This window comes from Acerihabitans arboris (genome assembly GCF_010131535.1).
In the GTDB taxonomy this organism is placed as follows: Bacteria; Pseudomonadota; Gammaproteobacteria; order Enterobacterales; family Enterobacteriaceae; genus Acerihabitans; species Acerihabitans arboris.
Genome location: NZ_WUBS01000010.1, coordinates 117,590 through 132,227 on the forward strand (window position 1 = coordinate 117,590; position 14,638 = coordinate 132,227).

Sequence of the window (14,638 nt, forward strand, 5' to 3'; positions counted from 1 at the left end):
ATGATCGACGACAGCTCCAAGCCCGCCCTGGCGTCGCGCCCCACCATCCGGGATGTGGCGCGTTTGGCCAAGGTTTCCATCGGCACCGTCAGCGCGGTCATAAACAATAGCGGGCGCCCGGTGGCGGCGGATACCCGGGAGCACGTGCTGCGCTGTATTGCCGAGCTGAATTTTGAACCCAACAATGCCGCCCGCAGCCTGAAACACCAGCGTATCTCGTCCATTGGTTTTATCGTGCCGGATTTGGGCAATGCGTTTTTTGCCGACGTGGCCGAGGGCATCCAGGGCGTGCTGGACAACGTCGATTGCCTGCTGGTGCTGTGCATGACCTGGTCGGATACGCAGCGCGAGGAGTATTACGCCCAGGTGCTGCGCACCCAGCGCCTGAACGGGGTCATCTACCTGTCCGGCACCGGCCTGCCCAGCCCGTCGCTGATAAGCCTGGCGAAACAGGGCTCGGTGGTGTTTGTCGACGAATGCCTGCCGGGCATCGACGTGCCCTTTATCAGCTCGCAAAACCTGATTGGCGCGCGCACCCTGGCGCAATATGTGTTAGGCCAGGGGCACCGCAGGCTGGCCATCGTCGGCGGGCCGCGGGGTTTATGGACCAGCGAGCAGCGGCAGGCGGGATTTCGCGAGGCCTTCGCCGGCGCCAATATCGTGCCGGATTCGGTACCGGTATTCCGGGGCGATTACACCGAGGCGTCCGGACGGCGGGCGGCGGGCGAGATTATCGGCCTGTCGCCAATCGAGCGCCCCACGGCGGTGTTGTGCGCCAACGACCTGATGGCGATCGGGTTTATACGCCGCTGCCGCGAACTGGATATCGCCGTGCCGGAGCAAATCAGCGTCACCGGCTTTGACGATATTCCCGAGGCGCGTCTGCTCAGTCCCGAACTCACCACGGTACGCCAGCCGGGCAACGACATGGGCCGCGCCGCCGCCGCCCTGCTGCTGCAGCGTATTGGCGCACTCGCCGAACAGCCTGGACAATGCGATTTTCCCACGGAGTTGTGCATCCGGCATTCGGTGGGGCCGGGACCGGCGGAGTGACGTCCCGGCAGGCATGAAACATCAGCTGATTTTCTTCCATACCCAGTCCTTCACCTCGGGCAGATCGTCGCCGTGCTCGCGCACGTAATGGTAGTGCTCATCCAGCCTGGCATTTAGCCAATCGATAGCGGCGGCGGCCTTGGCGGAATCCTTCAGGTCGGGGACGCGCTTGACCGCCGCGATGGCCAGATGGAAACGATCGAGTTTATTCAGCACCGTCATATCGAACGGCGTGGTGGTGGTGCCTTCTTCCATAAATCCGTGCACATGGATATTGGCGTGATTTTGCCGCTTATAGGTCAGGCGATGGATCAGGAACGGATAGCCGTGATAGGCGAAAATGACCGGCCGGTCCGGGGTAAACAACTGGTCGAAAAATTCATCGGTATGCCCGTGCGGATGCTGTTCGTTTGACTGCAGCGCCATCAGATCCACCACATTGATCACCCGGATGCGCAGCTCCGGCAAATGCCGGCGCAGCAGCTCGACCGCGGCCAGGGTTTCCATGGTCGGCACGTCGCCGGCGCAGGCCATCACCACGTCGGGCGCGGTGGTGCCGTCCTCGTTGCCCGCCCAGTCCCAAATGCCCAGGCCCGCCTCGCAATGTTTCACCGCCTCGTCCATGGATAGCCACTGAGGCTCTGGTTGCTTGCCGGCCACGATCACGTTGATGCGATCGTAGGTTTTCAGGCAATGGTCGCCCACCCACAGCAGGGTATTGGCGTCCGGCGGGAAATAGACGCGCACGATATCGGCCTTTTTATTCGCCACCAGATCGACAAAACCCGGATCCTGATGGCTAAAGCCGTTGTGGTCCTGGCGCCAGACGTGGGAAGACAACAGATAGTTCAGCGAGGAGACGGGCTTGCGCCAGGGGAGGGCGCGCGACACCTTAAGCCATTTCGCGTGTTGGTTAAACATGGAATCGACAATATGGATAAAGGCCTCATAGCACGAAAACAACCCGTGGCGACCGGTGAGCAGATAGCCCTCCAGCCAACCCTGGCACAGATGCTCGCTCAGCACTTCCATCACCCGCCCGTCGCGCGACAGCTGTTCGTCGTAGGGCTCGGTGTCTTCCATCCAGACCCGGTTGGTGGCCTCGAATACGCTGCTTAACCGGTTGGAGGCGGTTTCATCAGGGCCGAACAGCCGGAAATTAGCATTATCGGCATTCAGCCGGAAGATATCGCGCAGGTACTCGCCGAAGATTTTGGTGGATTCAGCCTGTATCTCGCCGCGTTTTGCGACCAGCACCGCGTAATCGCGGATATCCGGTACCGCCAGCGCTTTGCGAAGCCGGCCGCCGTTGGCGTTGGCGTTGGCGCCCATGCGCCTGCCGCCTGCCGGCGCAAGTTGCCGCAGCTCGGGTTTCAGGCGGCCGTTGCCGTCAAACAGATCGTCCGGATTATAGCCGCGCATCCACTGTTCCAGGATCTGCCGGTGGCCTTCGTCCTCGCGACAACCGGCCACCGGCACCTGGTGGGCGCGCCAGAAGCCCTCGACCTTTTTACCGTCGACTTCCTTTGGCCCGGTCCAACCCTTGGGACTGCGCAGGATAATCATCGGCCAGTGGGGAATTGACCGTGGCGCGGCGTTGCCGGTCAGCGCGTCGTTCTGGATGGCGCGGATCTCATCGAACGCACGGTCGAAAGCGGCCGCCATGAGCTGATGCATCCTGGCCGGATCGGCGCCCTCGACAAAAATCGGCCGATAGCCGTAGCCATGGAAAAGCTGCCGGAGATCGTCGTCGTCGCAACGGCCGAGCAGGGTAGGGTTGGCGATTTTATAGCCGTTAAGATGTAGGATCGGCAACACCGCGCCGTCACGGGCGGGGTTGATGAACTTATTGGAATGCCAACTGGCGGCCATCGGGCCGGTTTCCGCCTCGCCGTCGCCGATAACGCAGGCGGCGATCAGGTCGGGATTATCGAATACGGCGCCGTAGGCATGGACCAGCGCGTAGCCGAGCTCGCCGCCTTCGTTAATGGAACCGGGGGTTTCCGCCGCCGCATGGCTGGGGATGCCGCCGGGAAAGGAGAATTGACGAAACAGTTTGCGCATGCCCTCGGCATCGTCGGAGATATCCGGATAAATTTCGCTGTAGGTGCCTTCCAGCCAGGTATTGGCCACCATGCCCGGCCCGCCGTGCCCCGGTCCGCAGATATAGATCATATCCAGATCGCGGGCACGGATGATACGGTTCAGGTGGGCATAGATAAAGTTAAGTCCCGGAGTGGTCCCCCAGTGGCCGAGCAGGCGTGGTTTTATATGCTCCGACAGCAGGGGCCGGCGCAGCAGCGGGTTGTCCATTAGGTAAATTTGGCCCACCGAAAGGTAATTGGCCGCGCGCCAGTAGCGGTCGATCAGCGCCAGTTCGGCGGCGTCCGGCGCGCCGATCCGCGGGGTAGTATTTTCCATGTGAAGGCTCCTTGGGCGTGAGTTCTACGGAATTTATCTACCTCAAGTCTAGCGCGGGATGACGGCCATGCCCGGCGGGCACCGGTTTGAACTATGAATAAATGTATCTCGCCAACGTTGCTGAAAAGCCTGGCGATGCGGTTTTTCCATCACTACGACCCGCCATGATATCTGACCTTAATCCTTCATCGGGACGTGGCTATCCTGTTATTCAGGCCGGCGCCATGCGCGGCGGGACGGGCGGATAACCCGTTCGCCGCGCGGTTGTTAATGGCGCGGCGCGTCCCGGGGATACCGCGGCCGGTTAGGCATCAGCCGCCACAACAGGGGAAGGCCCCGAATTGAATGGTAATAAAAGGCGGTTATAGGTCTATGCTTAGCGGTATAAGCCTTTTTGCATTCACCGGAGCTCCATACCATGACCGAAGCTAAAACCAATACGCCGGGCCACGACAAACCGCAATCAGCGGACGCACAAAAACCCGGGGACGTGACCATCAGCCAAGGCCTGGGGAAACTCTTCGAGGCCGGGGAGGAACTGACCGAAGAACAGACGGACGCCATGGCCGAACAGGCCAAGGCGGCGGCGAAAAAAAGCCAGGCCGAGCGCGATAACAAGAATGAGCAGATCGCCTCAGGTAAGGATAAATAACCGCCTGATCCTACTTCTATCCCCTGGCGCGCCCGCGTCAGGGGGTGCTGTACGCCGGGCGCTTCCCAGCGTAACCCTGGCGCGAGGCGCGATGATTATTCCTGTTGATATCTGCTCCGGCGCGCGTATTGATAATACCGGTAACCCGGTTAACTCCCGGTAAACTTCAGCGTAAATTTCGTGATCCGCCTCTCACCGCCTCATACATTTGCACTAATAAATGCCTATCCCTGCGCCCAAAGCTATGCCGTTTGACGGTGTCGGCCCCTATAACGCTATCTATAATGACTTATATGCCAATAGCTTAACGCTGAATTACGGCCAATAAACCGACCGTGGCACCCTATTGTTCCGTGGCGATAAAGACTTAACGATGGGCAGGGTTTATCGCCTGCTAAACCGGTGACGAGGAGTCTTATCGATGGCTTTTATTGAGCAGAGGTACTGGTTATGAAGATTACCGCGATTGAAGTGATGCGCGTGGCGATGCCGTTTACCTCCGGCAGAAGCAGCGACCAGACCGACGGCCGGGCGGATGACGCCTATAATGCCGCTTCGCGCGCGCTGACCCGCATGGAAACCCTGCTGGTGCGTTTGACCACCGATGAGGGCCTGCAAGGCTGGGGCGAAGGCTTTGGTCATTTGTCCAATCCGGTGACCTATGCCGCGCTGGACGGCCCGGTGGGGCGCTTTTTTCTCGGCCAGTCCTTTGACGGCACGCCGGAAGGATTAGGGCGGCTAATGGATCAGGCCCAGCGCGCGTTCCATGCCTTCGGCCGCAGCGGACCGGTGCAGTTCGCCCTGTCGGCGATAGATATCGCCTTATGGGATCTGTGCGCCAAACAGGCCGGTAAACCGCTGTGGCAGCTGTTGGGCGCCACCCGTGGGGACATCGGCGTTTACGCCAGCCTGGTCAGCTATGACAACGATCCGCCGCAGGTGGCCGCCCATGCCCTGCGCGCTTACCGCGCCGGGTTCCGCGCCATCAAGCTGCATGAAACCGAGTACGCCGCCATTGCCGCGGCGCGTGAGGCCTTGCCAAAAGACGCGCAGCTGATGGTGGACGTTAACTGCCCGTGGCCGGTGGACGAAGCCTGCCGGCAGGCGCAGGCGCTGAACGAACTGGGGCTGGCCTGGCTGGAGGAACCGGTCTGGCCGCCGGACGATTTGGCCGGCCTTGCCCGGGTGCGCGCCAGCGGCACGCCCATCGCCGCCGGTGAAAATGCTCAGGGCGTCCAGGGTTTTTTACAGCATTTCGCGGCGGGCGCCGTTAGCATTGCCCAGCCCAGCGTGGCCAAAATCGGCGGCATCAGCGCCGCCCTGGAGATCTACCGCCTGGCGCGTCGCTACGGGGTTAAAGTGGTGCCGCACTGTTTCTACTACGGCGCGGCGCTGATGGCCACGGCGCATCTGGTGGCGACCCTGCCGGAGGATATCGCCCTGGAAGTGCCCTATCTGCAATGGCCGGAGCCGTTGTATGCCGAACTGGATTTCCAGCCGCGCCTGCGGCTGCCGGCCATGCCGGGGCTGGGATTTGCCCCGGCCGAAGATATCCTCGAACGCTACCGCATCGCCCATAGCGTCCTGACCTGGGAGAAAGCCTGATGTTAAAGCACAATTATCGTTTTATCGTGGCGTTGCTGCTGTTCGCCGCCGGCATGCTCAACTACCTGGACCGCGCGGCGCTCTCGGTCATGGCGCCGCTGATTAAAAAAGATCTGCATATCGGCGATGCGCAGATGGGGATTTTGTTCAGCTTTTTCTTTGTCGGTTATTGCCTGTTCTGTTTTATCGGCGGCTGGGGCGCGGATAAATATGGACCGCGCAAGGTCTATGCCTGGGCGGCCGGCTTCTGGTCGTTCTTTTGCGGCGCCACCGCGCTTGCCACCGGCTTCGGCCATTTGCTCATTGTGCGCATCCTGTTCGGCATCGGCGAAGGCCCGATGGGCACCACCACCAATAAATCCATTTCCAACTGGTTTCCGCGCCGGGAAGTGGGCAGGGCGGTGGGCTTTACCAACGCCGGCCAGCCGCTGGGCGCGGCCGTTGCCGCGCCGATTGTCGGTTTGGTGGGGCTAAACTTCGGCTGGCGGATCTCCTTTTTAGTGATTGCCTGCCTGGGATTTGTCTGGCTGGCGCTGTGGCTGATATTCTTCCGCGACCGGCCGGAGCTGCACCGCCGCGTATCGCCGGAGGAAGCGGCGCTGATTACCGCCGATCGCCCGGCCAAGCCCGTGACGCCGGTTGCCACCGCGCAGGCCAGGGGCGGGCAAAAGCACGGCATGTTTTTCTACGTGCTGTCGATGCCGGTATTGGGCGTGGCGGCGGCGTTTTTTTGTTTTAACTATATCCAGTATTTTTTCCTTTCCTGGCTGCCCAGCTACCTGACGGATTTCCAGCATCTGGATATCAAGAGCATGAGCATTATCGGCATCCTGCCATGGCTTGGCGCCACGGTCGGTTTTATCGGCGGCGGGCTTATCTGCGACGGCCTGTTCAGGAAAACCGGCAATTTCCTGCTGTCGCGCAAGCTGGTCATTATCTGCGGCCTGGCGATCGCCGCGCTGTGCGTGCTTATGACCGCCTATGCGTCCAGCCTGGTCATGGCGGTGACCTTAATTACTATCGCCAGTATCTTTGCCTATATGACCCCGCAGGCGTGCTGGTCGCTATTGCAGGATATCGTGCCGGCGCAGCGCATCGGCTCCGCCGGCGGTTTTGTCCACCTGCTGGCAAATCTCGCGGGCATCCTGTCGCCGGGCATCACCGGCTTCCTGATTCAATATGGCGGCGGTTATCACTCGGCCTTTATCCTGTCCAGTATCCTGGCGGTGGCCGGCATCGTGGTGATGCTGCTGTTTGTGCGCCAGCGCAAGGTCGACAGCATCCGCCTGCAGGCCGCTTAGGTTCGCGGCTCACGCCCGCGATGGCACGCCCGGCAGTCGCGGGCGTGCCGTTTCAGCGCCGCCGGGCGGCCATATGCTCCGCCGCGAAAGCGGCGCTACATTGACCGCCGTTTGCCCCGCACCGTTTTCGTCCCCTATTTGATGATCCACGACAATAACCCCCGCCCTCCGGCGGCTAAACTAAAGCGCGCGCCACGCGTTGCAGGACGTCGCGCGGCGCTGAAAATGGCGTCGCTTGCGCTTATTTATTCCGGTAATGATGCCGGTGGGAACGTCAGGGTGGGAAAGCGATGAATGAGGACGCGGTTCGTCTGTTAATCGAGCGGTGGCGCAACGATCCGGCCGGCACGTATCAAAGCTGGTTTTTATGGGATCAGCGCATTAAGAATTTTCGATCGATTCGCCGGGGCATCACGCAGGTGGTGGGCGAAATTGAGCGCGGCGTGTTCGGCAATCAGTATCGCGGTTCGTCATTGGAAACCATCGGCCACTCCATTGCGGAACAGCGGCAAATTTTCAAGGGGGCCGATCACGCCTTTGTATGGAAACCAAAGCTGCGCATTCCCGATATTTATGAAAACGCGGACCATCAGCGCGCCTTCGGCCATCTGCTGTCTACCTGCGCCGGCTGCACCGGCGCCGATCAGATTATCTCCGCCATCCACCATATCGATCGGCTGGCAATTAAGGGACTGGGGCCGGCGGTGGCCAATTTGCTCTATTTCCTCCACCCGACGCTGATGCCGCCGTGCAATACCGCCATCGTCAAAGGCTACAACGCGCTGACCGGCGCCAATGTAAAACTGGGCAAATGGCAGGAATACCTGGCCATGCGGCGCGGCATCATCGAGCTTAATGAGACCTGGCGTCCTTTGCTGTCGAATGATTTTGGCGCGATAGCGGGGTTATTGTTCGATTTGGGCAGCGGTCGTTATCCGGTCCCGCCCCGCGCCGACGATCGGGAAGGGCGCAGGATATGGGAAGCGGATCTGGCGCAGGTGCGCGCCGACGGCGCCGGCGCGGCCAGGGCGCAGCAACTGGCGGGCGAAAACGAACGTACCCATACCGAGATCCAGGGTTGGCTGCGCGATCTTGGCCTGGCCCTGGGGTATAGCGTGTGGATAGCCTCTAACGATCGCCGCCGTCCTTATGGCGATAGCGTGCTCGGAACGGGCTGCCTTGATCGGTTGCCGACCGCTATAATCGCCTCGCCGGCGGCCGACGCTATCCGGCTAATCGATGTTCTGTGGCTTAATGCGCAACGTGAGCGGGTGATGGCGGCGTTCGAAGTTGAGCATACCACCTCGATTTACTCCGGCATTGTTCGCATGCTGGACCTGGCCCTTAGCGGCGACACCCAGGCCAGCGAAGGATTGTTCCTGGTGGCGCCGGACAACCGGGAATCGGAAGTACAGGCCCAACTGCGGCGTCCGGCCTTCAGCCGGGTGGCGGATATGAAAGTTCGTTATTTGCCCTATAGCGAATTGGCCAATAATCGTGAAGTACTGGCGCGTTTCGGTAACGGCATCAAGGGAATGTATGCCATCTCCCGGGATCTGGCCTGATAATACGGCATAACGATCGCGGGCGACGCGTGGCCCGACTGTCGATTTTTTGTTCGTCAAAAATGCCGTAGTCAACGGCGGTTCGACACCCGTGGCGGCAATATGCCGGCGCGGGTGCTAGGGCGTCGGGCCGGGGTGGCAAGCGCTTTCGCGGCAGGAAAACGCGACGCGGCAGCGTTGAAACATCCCGCCACGGGCTTTGCGCTGCCCTCAGTGGCGCGTATCGCCCGGTCGCAGGTAAATCACCCAATAGGTCAATCCCACCAGCAGGCCGCCGCCGATGATATTGCCGATGGTCACCGGTATCAGATTATCCACAATAAAGTTACCCACCGTCAGCGAAGCGAACCGATCGGGCGTGGCGTGGACGGCCAGCCAGAAGTCGGGCGGGGCAAAGTCGCGGATAAGAATCGCCAGCGGGATCAGAAACATATTGGCGATGCTATGCTCAAAGCCGCTGGCGACAAACATGCCGATGGGCAGCAGCATGGCGAAGATTTTATCGCTGAGCGAATGGCCGGAATAACTTAGCCACACCGCCAGGCACACCATCAGGTTGGCCAGGATCCCCAGGCAGACCGCCTCGATAAAGGTATGATGCATCTTATGATCGGCGGTTTGCAGCACGTTTAGCCCCCAGCCGCCGCTGCCCGCCATATACTGGCCGGCGAACCAGATCAGCGCCACGAAAAACAGCGCCCCGGCCAGGTTGCCGAAATAGACGTTAACCCAGTTTAGGGTGAGTTGCCGCCAGGTGATCTTGCCGCTGGCCTTGGCCACCACCGTCAGCACCGTCGAGGTAAACAGATCGGCGCCGCACACCACCACCAGGATCAGGCCGAGCGAAAAGCACAGGCCGCCCACCAGTTTGGTCAGGCCGCCGGCGGGGCCGGGGCCGGCGGTCACGGTGATATAAAAAGCAAAGGCAATGGAGATGAACATGCCGGCGGTCATGGCCAGGAAAAAGGTCATCTCCGGTTTTTTCATGGTTTTATACACGCCGGCCTGCTCGGCCATCTTGGCCATTTCCGCAGGAAGGCGCAAATCGAAATAATTTTCACTATTCATACTGACTCCCGGTTATTTTCGCAATAACTGCTTGTTATTTACGGCTTGGTAGTTTTTTGTAGGGACAACAAGGTTTACTCGGAATAATTAATGCATTTCCCATACCAGAGTTGATAAATGATAAGGTCCCCGAGACGCTGATAGGGTAAACCTAGGGTATTGTGCGGCAAGGTAAAATGTAAAAGAGAATTATTTTCATCGCGACAGCAATATAACCACGGAAATATTTTTATAATACGTAATATAATTATATATATAACGAATTGTCGATTTTCCGGCCAGGCACCACATCCGCTAAATGGTTACATAATGAAATGCCGCATCAGATCAAATTAATGACCCGCGCGAATATTTTTCCCTCCCATTCTCCTTTAAAATGCATTGAAGGAATTAATGTGAAGACTGCGAAGCAATCCTGATGCTAAAAACGTCAAATGATACTGAAAATAGCGGACTATGGCAGGATGCAATTATCCATATCTCGCAGCAGTTATTCTTCCAGCGGGACGCCGCTTCCCTATTGTCCGCGCTGCTGCCGTTGCCGGTTCCCTGCCAGTTCGTTGACCTATTGCTCTCGCTGCCGCGCGGGCACCTGAGCTGCGATAAGGACGGCCCGCGTGAAGCGCCGCCGCCCGAACGCAGCGATGAGCTGCCGGAACACCACAGCCGGTGCGTGCTGCCGGTTATTTCCCCCCGCCGCCACTTTGGCGAGGTAATCTTTACCCGCACCGACGGTTATCACTACAGCCAGGATGAACGGGCCTTCTTGCGCCGCCTGGCGCAGCTGCTGGCGCTGGCGCTGGAAAACCTCGGCGTCCATGAGACCCTGCGCCAGGAAAACGACCAGTTGCGCCATGAGCGCGACCATCACCGCATCCTGGTGGATGTGACCAATTCGGTGCTCGCCTGCCTGGATATGGATGCGCTGGCCGCGGAAGTGTCGAAGGAGATACACCGTTTTTTCGGCATCGACTATATCAGCCTGGCGCTGTGCGAAGGCAGCGGCGAAAACGCCCGGCTGAACGTCTACCTGACCCGCTATACGCCGGGTAAACCGATGCGCCGCGAGCAAAAGCGCGTGCCGATGGCGGGCAGTTGTCTGGCGGCGCGGGTGCTGGCGGAGTGCCGGCCGCTATTGGTGAATCTGCGCGACGCGCCGCAGCTTGGCGACGATGATCCCCACCTGGCGGCCATGCTGGACGACGGGCTGCATACCTTGTGCCTGCTGCCGCTGGTGTTCGGGCGCAAGCCGCTAGGCATCCTGAAACTGGCGCTGTGCAGCAGCGAGACCTTTAGCGAGGACAACCTGCGCTTGCTTAGCCAGGTCAGCGCCCGTATCGCCATCGCGGTGGACAACGCCCGTTCTTACGACGAAATTTCCCGGTTAAAAGATAACCTGGAACATGAAAACATCTGGCTGAACGAGCAGATGCACAACAGCGGCAGCTTTGGCGAAATCATCTGGCAAAGCGCGGCGATGAGCGCGCTGCTTGAGCAGGTGGAAATGGTGGCGGACAGCGACAGCACGGTGCTGATTTTAGGTGAAACCGGCACCGGCAAGGAGCTGATTGCCCGCGCCATCCATAACCACAGCGCGCGCAGCGGCAAGCGCATGGTTAAAATGAACTGCGCCGCCGTGCCCTCCGGCCTGCTGGAAAGCGATCTGTTCGGCCATGAGAAGGGCGCCTTTACCGGCGCCACCACCACCCGGCAGGGACGTTTTGAACTGGCGGAGGGGGGGACGCTGTTCCTCGATGAGGTAGGGGATATGCCGCTGGAACTGCAGCCCAAGCTGTTGCGGGTATTGCAGGAACGTGAAATCGAGCGGCTCGGCGGCAGCAAAGTGATCCCGGTAAACGTGCGGCTGATCGCCGCCACCAACCGCGACCTGAAGCATATGGTGGCGGATCGCGAGTACCGTAGCGATCTGTACTATCGGCTGAATGTCTTTCCGATCACCATACCTCCGCTGCGCGACCGGCCGGAGGATATTCCCCTGTTGGCCAAGTTTTTCACCCAGAAAATCGCCCGGCGCATGAACCGCGCCATCGACAGCATCCCCGGCGACAGCCTGCGCCAGCTCAGCGAATTTCCCTGGCCGGGCAATGTGCGTGAACTGGAAAATGTGATTGAGCGGGCGGTGATATTGACGCGTGGCACCACGCTGAACCTGCGTCTTGACGAGCTGCAGCACGCCTCGCCGGCGCCTGAGGTTCCCAGGCCGACTGCGCCGCCCAGTAAAAAGCCGAATGCCGCCCCGCCGGAAAACGACGAGGCGGAACGGAAGCGGATTATCCATGCGCTGCGCGAAGCCAACGGTATCGTGGCGGGACCGCGCGGCGCGGCGATGAAGCTGGGCGTCAAGCGCACCACGCTGTTGTCGCGCATGCAGCGCCTAGGGATTTCGCCCCAGGAATGGTAACCTCACGAGTTGCCGTCCCCCTGCGCCCGGATGCTGAAAACAGGTGTGCCGCCACCGGATAGCACAGCAAACCCGCTTAACGCCATCTGGAAAGTTTCATGTCACTCCGGCGAGGGATTTTGCCTGCTGCATGTTTTAGCTTGGTCTGGTGAAGTTTTCGCCTGCTGGTAAGTTTTATGTTGTTCTGGTGAAGTTTTCGCTTGCTTTAAGCTGGGCTTGAATATGATTTGCCTGGCGCAGGCAAATTATTTAAGCCACTAACCTATGGCAGGCGAAACGTTCGCCGATGTAACATCAAACCCGCCGGCAGGCGAAACGTTCGCCGACGTAACAACAAACCCGCCGGCAGGCGAAACCGTCGCCAACAGCCATCAGGCAGGCGTAATCGCGTCATCCACCGCGTTTCTCAGCCGCGCCTTCAGTTGGCTATATTCGGTCTGTACATAACTTTCCGCCCAGCGCTGATCGGTGATGGCCTCCAGTTTAACCGCGCAATACTTATATTCCGGCGTTTTGGAGATCGGATCCAGATGATCGATGGTCAGCTCGTTGCAGGCGCCAATCCACCACTGATAGGTCATATACACCGCGCCCAGGTTGATGCGCTCGCTCACCGACGCCCGAGTGATCACCTTGCCCCGGCGCGAGGTCACCCACACCAGTTGCTGATCGCGAATGCCCAGCAATTCGGCGTCCTTGGGATTGATCTGCACATAACCCGGTTCGTCGGCCAGGGTGGCCAGCGCGGTACAGTTGCCGGTCATCGAACGGCACGAATAATGCCCCACTTCACGCACGGTACACAACACCAGCGGAAAATCGCCGTCCACCAGATCCATCGGCGCGCGCCATTCGGCGGCAAACAGCAGGCCTTTGCCGTTCGGGCGGTCAAATTTATTGCCGGCATACAGCCACGGCGTGCCAGGGCTGCTTTCTTCGGTGCACGGCCAGGGAATATAACCGAAACCGGCCAGCTTCTCGTAGGTGGCGCCGGCATACAGCGGGCACAGGCCGCGCAGCTCGTCCCAGATTTCCTTGGTATTGTTGTAGTACATCGGATAACCGAGGGCGGTGGCCAGCAGGCTGATGATTTCCCAGTCAGGCTTGACGTTAAACTTCGGTTCGATGGCCTTTTCAAAATGCTGGAAACCGCGATCCGCCGCGGTATAGACCCCTTCATGCTCGCCCCATGAGGTGGCGGGCAGGATAACGTCGGCTTCCGACGCCGTCTTGGTCATAAAGATATCCTGCACGATCAGCAGGTCCAGCTGTTTAAACGCCTGACGCATCACCGACAGATCCGGCTCGGTCTGCAGCGGATCCTCGCCCATCACATAGTTGGCGTGGATTTCGCCGCTCAGGATCTTATGCGGCACGTCGGTCAGGGTAAAACCGGGTTCCGGGTCCAGCGACTCCACGCCCCAGGCGCGGGCGAATTTTTCCCGTGCCGCCGGATCGGCAACCGGCTGATAGCCGGGGAACATATTCGGCAGCGCGCCCATATCGCAGGCGCCCTGCACATTGTTCTGCCCGCGCACCGGCCCGACGCCGACGTTAGGTTTGCCCAGATTGCCGGTCAGCAGCGCCAGGCCGGAAAGCCCTTTCACCACATCCACCGCCTGGCCCCATTGGGTCACGCCCATGCCCCATAAAATGGTGGCGGTGGGCGCGGCGGCGTACATGCGCATGGCTTCACGGATCTGCTGCGCCGGCAGGCCGGTGATTTCCTCGGCGTATTCCGGCGTATATTTGGCGACGATGGCGCGGTATTCCTCAAACCCTTCGGTATGGCGCGCCACATAGTCGGCGTCATACAGCCCTTCTTCAATCAGCACGTGGGCGAACGCGTTCACCAGCGCCATATTGGAGCCGTTTTTCAGCGGCAGCCACAGGTCGGCCAGGCGCGCGGTCTCGATACGTCTTGGATCGCAGACGATGACCTTGGCGCCTTTCTGTTTAGCCTTCAGGATGCGCCGCGCCACGATAGGGTGCGAGTCGGCCGCGTTATAGCCGAACACCAGCAGGCACTTGGTATCCTCAATTTCGCAAATGGAGTTGCTCATGGCGCCGTTGCCCAGCGTTACCTGCAGGCCGGAAACCGACGGGCCATGGCAGACGCGGGCGCAGCAGTCGACGTTATTATTGCCGATGACCGCGCGGGCGAATTTTTGCATGACATAGTTGGTTTCATTGCCGGTGCCGCGCGACGAACCGGTTTGCATAATGGCCTTGGCGCCATACTGCTGCTTGATATCGCGCAGGCGGGAACTGGTATATTCGATCGCCTCGTCCCAGGACACTTCTTCCAGGCTGCCGCCTTTTTCGCGGCGGATCATCGGACTGCGCAGCCGGGGGGTCAGCAGGCGGGTGTCGTTGAGGAAGTCCCAGCCGTAATACCCCTTAAGGCACAGCTGACCCTGATTGGTAACGCCGTCCGCCGCTTCCGCGCCGACAACATTACCGTTTTCAACCAGCAGGTTGATCTTGCAGCCGGAGCCGCAGTACGGACATACGGTGAGTGCTTTATGCATTATGCCATACCCCTTGTGGA

The 14,638-nt window shown here is 59.9% G+C and carries 9 protein-coding genes; 6 read left to right on the plus strand and 3 right to left on the minus strand.

Going from position 1 to position 14,638, the window contains the following annotated elements; translation table 11 throughout:
- Entirely contained in the window at window positions 1–1,053 is a 1,053-nt protein-coding gene (locus GRH90_RS14950; protein WP_162366759.1) for a LacI family DNA-binding transcriptional regulator, read from the plus strand.
- A 21-nt stretch (window positions 1,054–1,074) separates the two neighbouring features.
- Here GRH90_RS14950 and GRH90_RS14955 read toward each other — a convergent pair whose 3' ends face one another.
- On the minus strand, window positions 1,075–3,474 hold the full coding sequence (locus tag GRH90_RS14955) for a phosphoketolase family protein (protein WP_162366760.1): 2,400 nt from the start codon (window positions 3,472–3,474) through the stop codon (window positions 1,075–1,077).
- A gap of 418 nt (window positions 3,475–3,892) precedes the next feature.
- On the opposite strand from GRH90_RS14955, the gene GRH90_RS14960 reads away from it, so the two are divergent.
- From GRH90_RS14960 to GRH90_RS14975, 4 genes are all read left to right on the plus strand, one after another.
- A complete protein-coding gene (locus tag GRH90_RS14960; protein ID WP_162366761.1) occupies window positions 3,893–4,126 on the plus strand; it encodes a hypothetical protein in 234 nt (77 codons plus the stop codon).
- A gap of 450 nt (window positions 4,127–4,576) precedes the next feature.
- Window positions 4,577–5,731: a mandelate racemase/muconate lactonizing enzyme family protein gene (locus GRH90_RS14965; protein ID WP_162366762.1), complete on the plus strand. Its 1,155-nt coding sequence runs from the start codon at window positions 4,577–4,579 to the stop codon at window positions 5,729–5,731.
- Entirely contained in the window at window positions 5,731–7,032 is a 1,302-nt protein-coding gene (locus GRH90_RS14970) for an MFS transporter (RefSeq protein WP_162366763.1), read from the plus strand. The genes GRH90_RS14965 and GRH90_RS14970 overlap by 1 nt, the downstream gene beginning before the upstream one ends.
- Before the next feature lie 290 nt (window positions 7,033–7,322).
- The gene (locus GRH90_RS14975) at window positions 7,323–8,597 is read left to right on the plus strand and encodes a type II restriction enzyme NmeDI-related protein (protein ID WP_162366764.1); all 1,275 of its coding nucleotides are present in this window, start codon (window positions 7,323–7,325) and stop codon (window positions 8,595–8,597) included.
- 210 nt (window positions 8,598–8,807) lie between these two features.
- Here the strand turns inward: GRH90_RS14975 and focA are convergent, their stop codons facing one another.
- Complete coding sequence (gene focA, locus GRH90_RS14980) at window positions 8,808–9,665, minus strand: formate transporter FocA (protein ID WP_162366765.1); 858 nt, start codon at window positions 9,663–9,665, stop codon at window positions 8,808–8,810.
- Window positions 9,666–10,083: 418 nt separating this feature from the next.
- Here focA and GRH90_RS14985 point away from each other — a divergent pair, with 418 nt between their 5' ends.
- Window positions 10,084–12,087: a sigma 54-interacting transcriptional regulator gene (locus GRH90_RS14985; RefSeq protein ID WP_162366766.1), complete on the plus strand. Its 2,004-nt coding sequence runs from the start codon at window positions 10,084–10,086 to the stop codon at window positions 12,085–12,087.
- A gap of 371 nt (window positions 12,088–12,458) precedes the next feature.
- Here the strand turns inward: GRH90_RS14985 and fdhF are convergent, their stop codons facing one another.
- Window positions 12,459–14,618, minus strand: coding sequence for a formate dehydrogenase subunit alpha (gene fdhF, locus GRH90_RS14990; RefSeq protein WP_162366767.1), 2,160 nt, complete (start codon window positions 14,616–14,618; stop codon window positions 12,459–12,461).
- Window positions 14,619–14,638 lie beyond the last annotated feature (20 nt).

Bases quoted from the DNA above. Each gene is read 5' to 3' on its own strand.
- GRH90_RS14950 (WP_162366759.1), top strand. From the start codon at position 1: ATGATCGACGACAGCTCCAAGCCCGCCCTGGCGTCGCGCCCCACCATC.
- GRH90_RS14955 (WP_162366760.1), bottom strand. From the start codon at position 3,474: ATGGAAAATACTACCCCGCGGATCGGCGCGCCGGACGCCGCCGAACTG.
- GRH90_RS14960 (WP_162366761.1), top strand. From the start codon at position 3,893: ATGACCGAAGCTAAAACCAATACGCCGGGCCACGACAAACCGCAATCA.
- GRH90_RS14965 (WP_162366762.1), top strand. From the start codon at position 4,577: ATGAAGATTACCGCGATTGAAGTGATGCGCGTGGCGATGCCGTTTACC.
- GRH90_RS14970 (WP_162366763.1), top strand. From the start codon at position 5,731: ATGTTAAAGCACAATTATCGTTTTATCGTGGCGTTGCTGCTGTTCGCC.
- GRH90_RS14975 (WP_162366764.1), top strand. From the start codon at position 7,323: ATGAATGAGGACGCGGTTCGTCTGTTAATCGAGCGGTGGCGCAACGAT.
- focA (WP_162366765.1), bottom strand. From the start codon at position 9,665: ATGAATAGTGAAAATTATTTCGATTTGCGCCTTCCTGCGGAAATGGCC.
- GRH90_RS14985 (WP_162366766.1), top strand. From the start codon at position 10,084: ATGCTAAAAACGTCAAATGATACTGAAAATAGCGGACTATGGCAGGAT.
- fdhF (WP_162366767.1), bottom strand. From the start codon at position 14,618: ATGCATAAAGCACTCACCGTATGTCCGTACTGCGGCTCCGGCTGCAAG.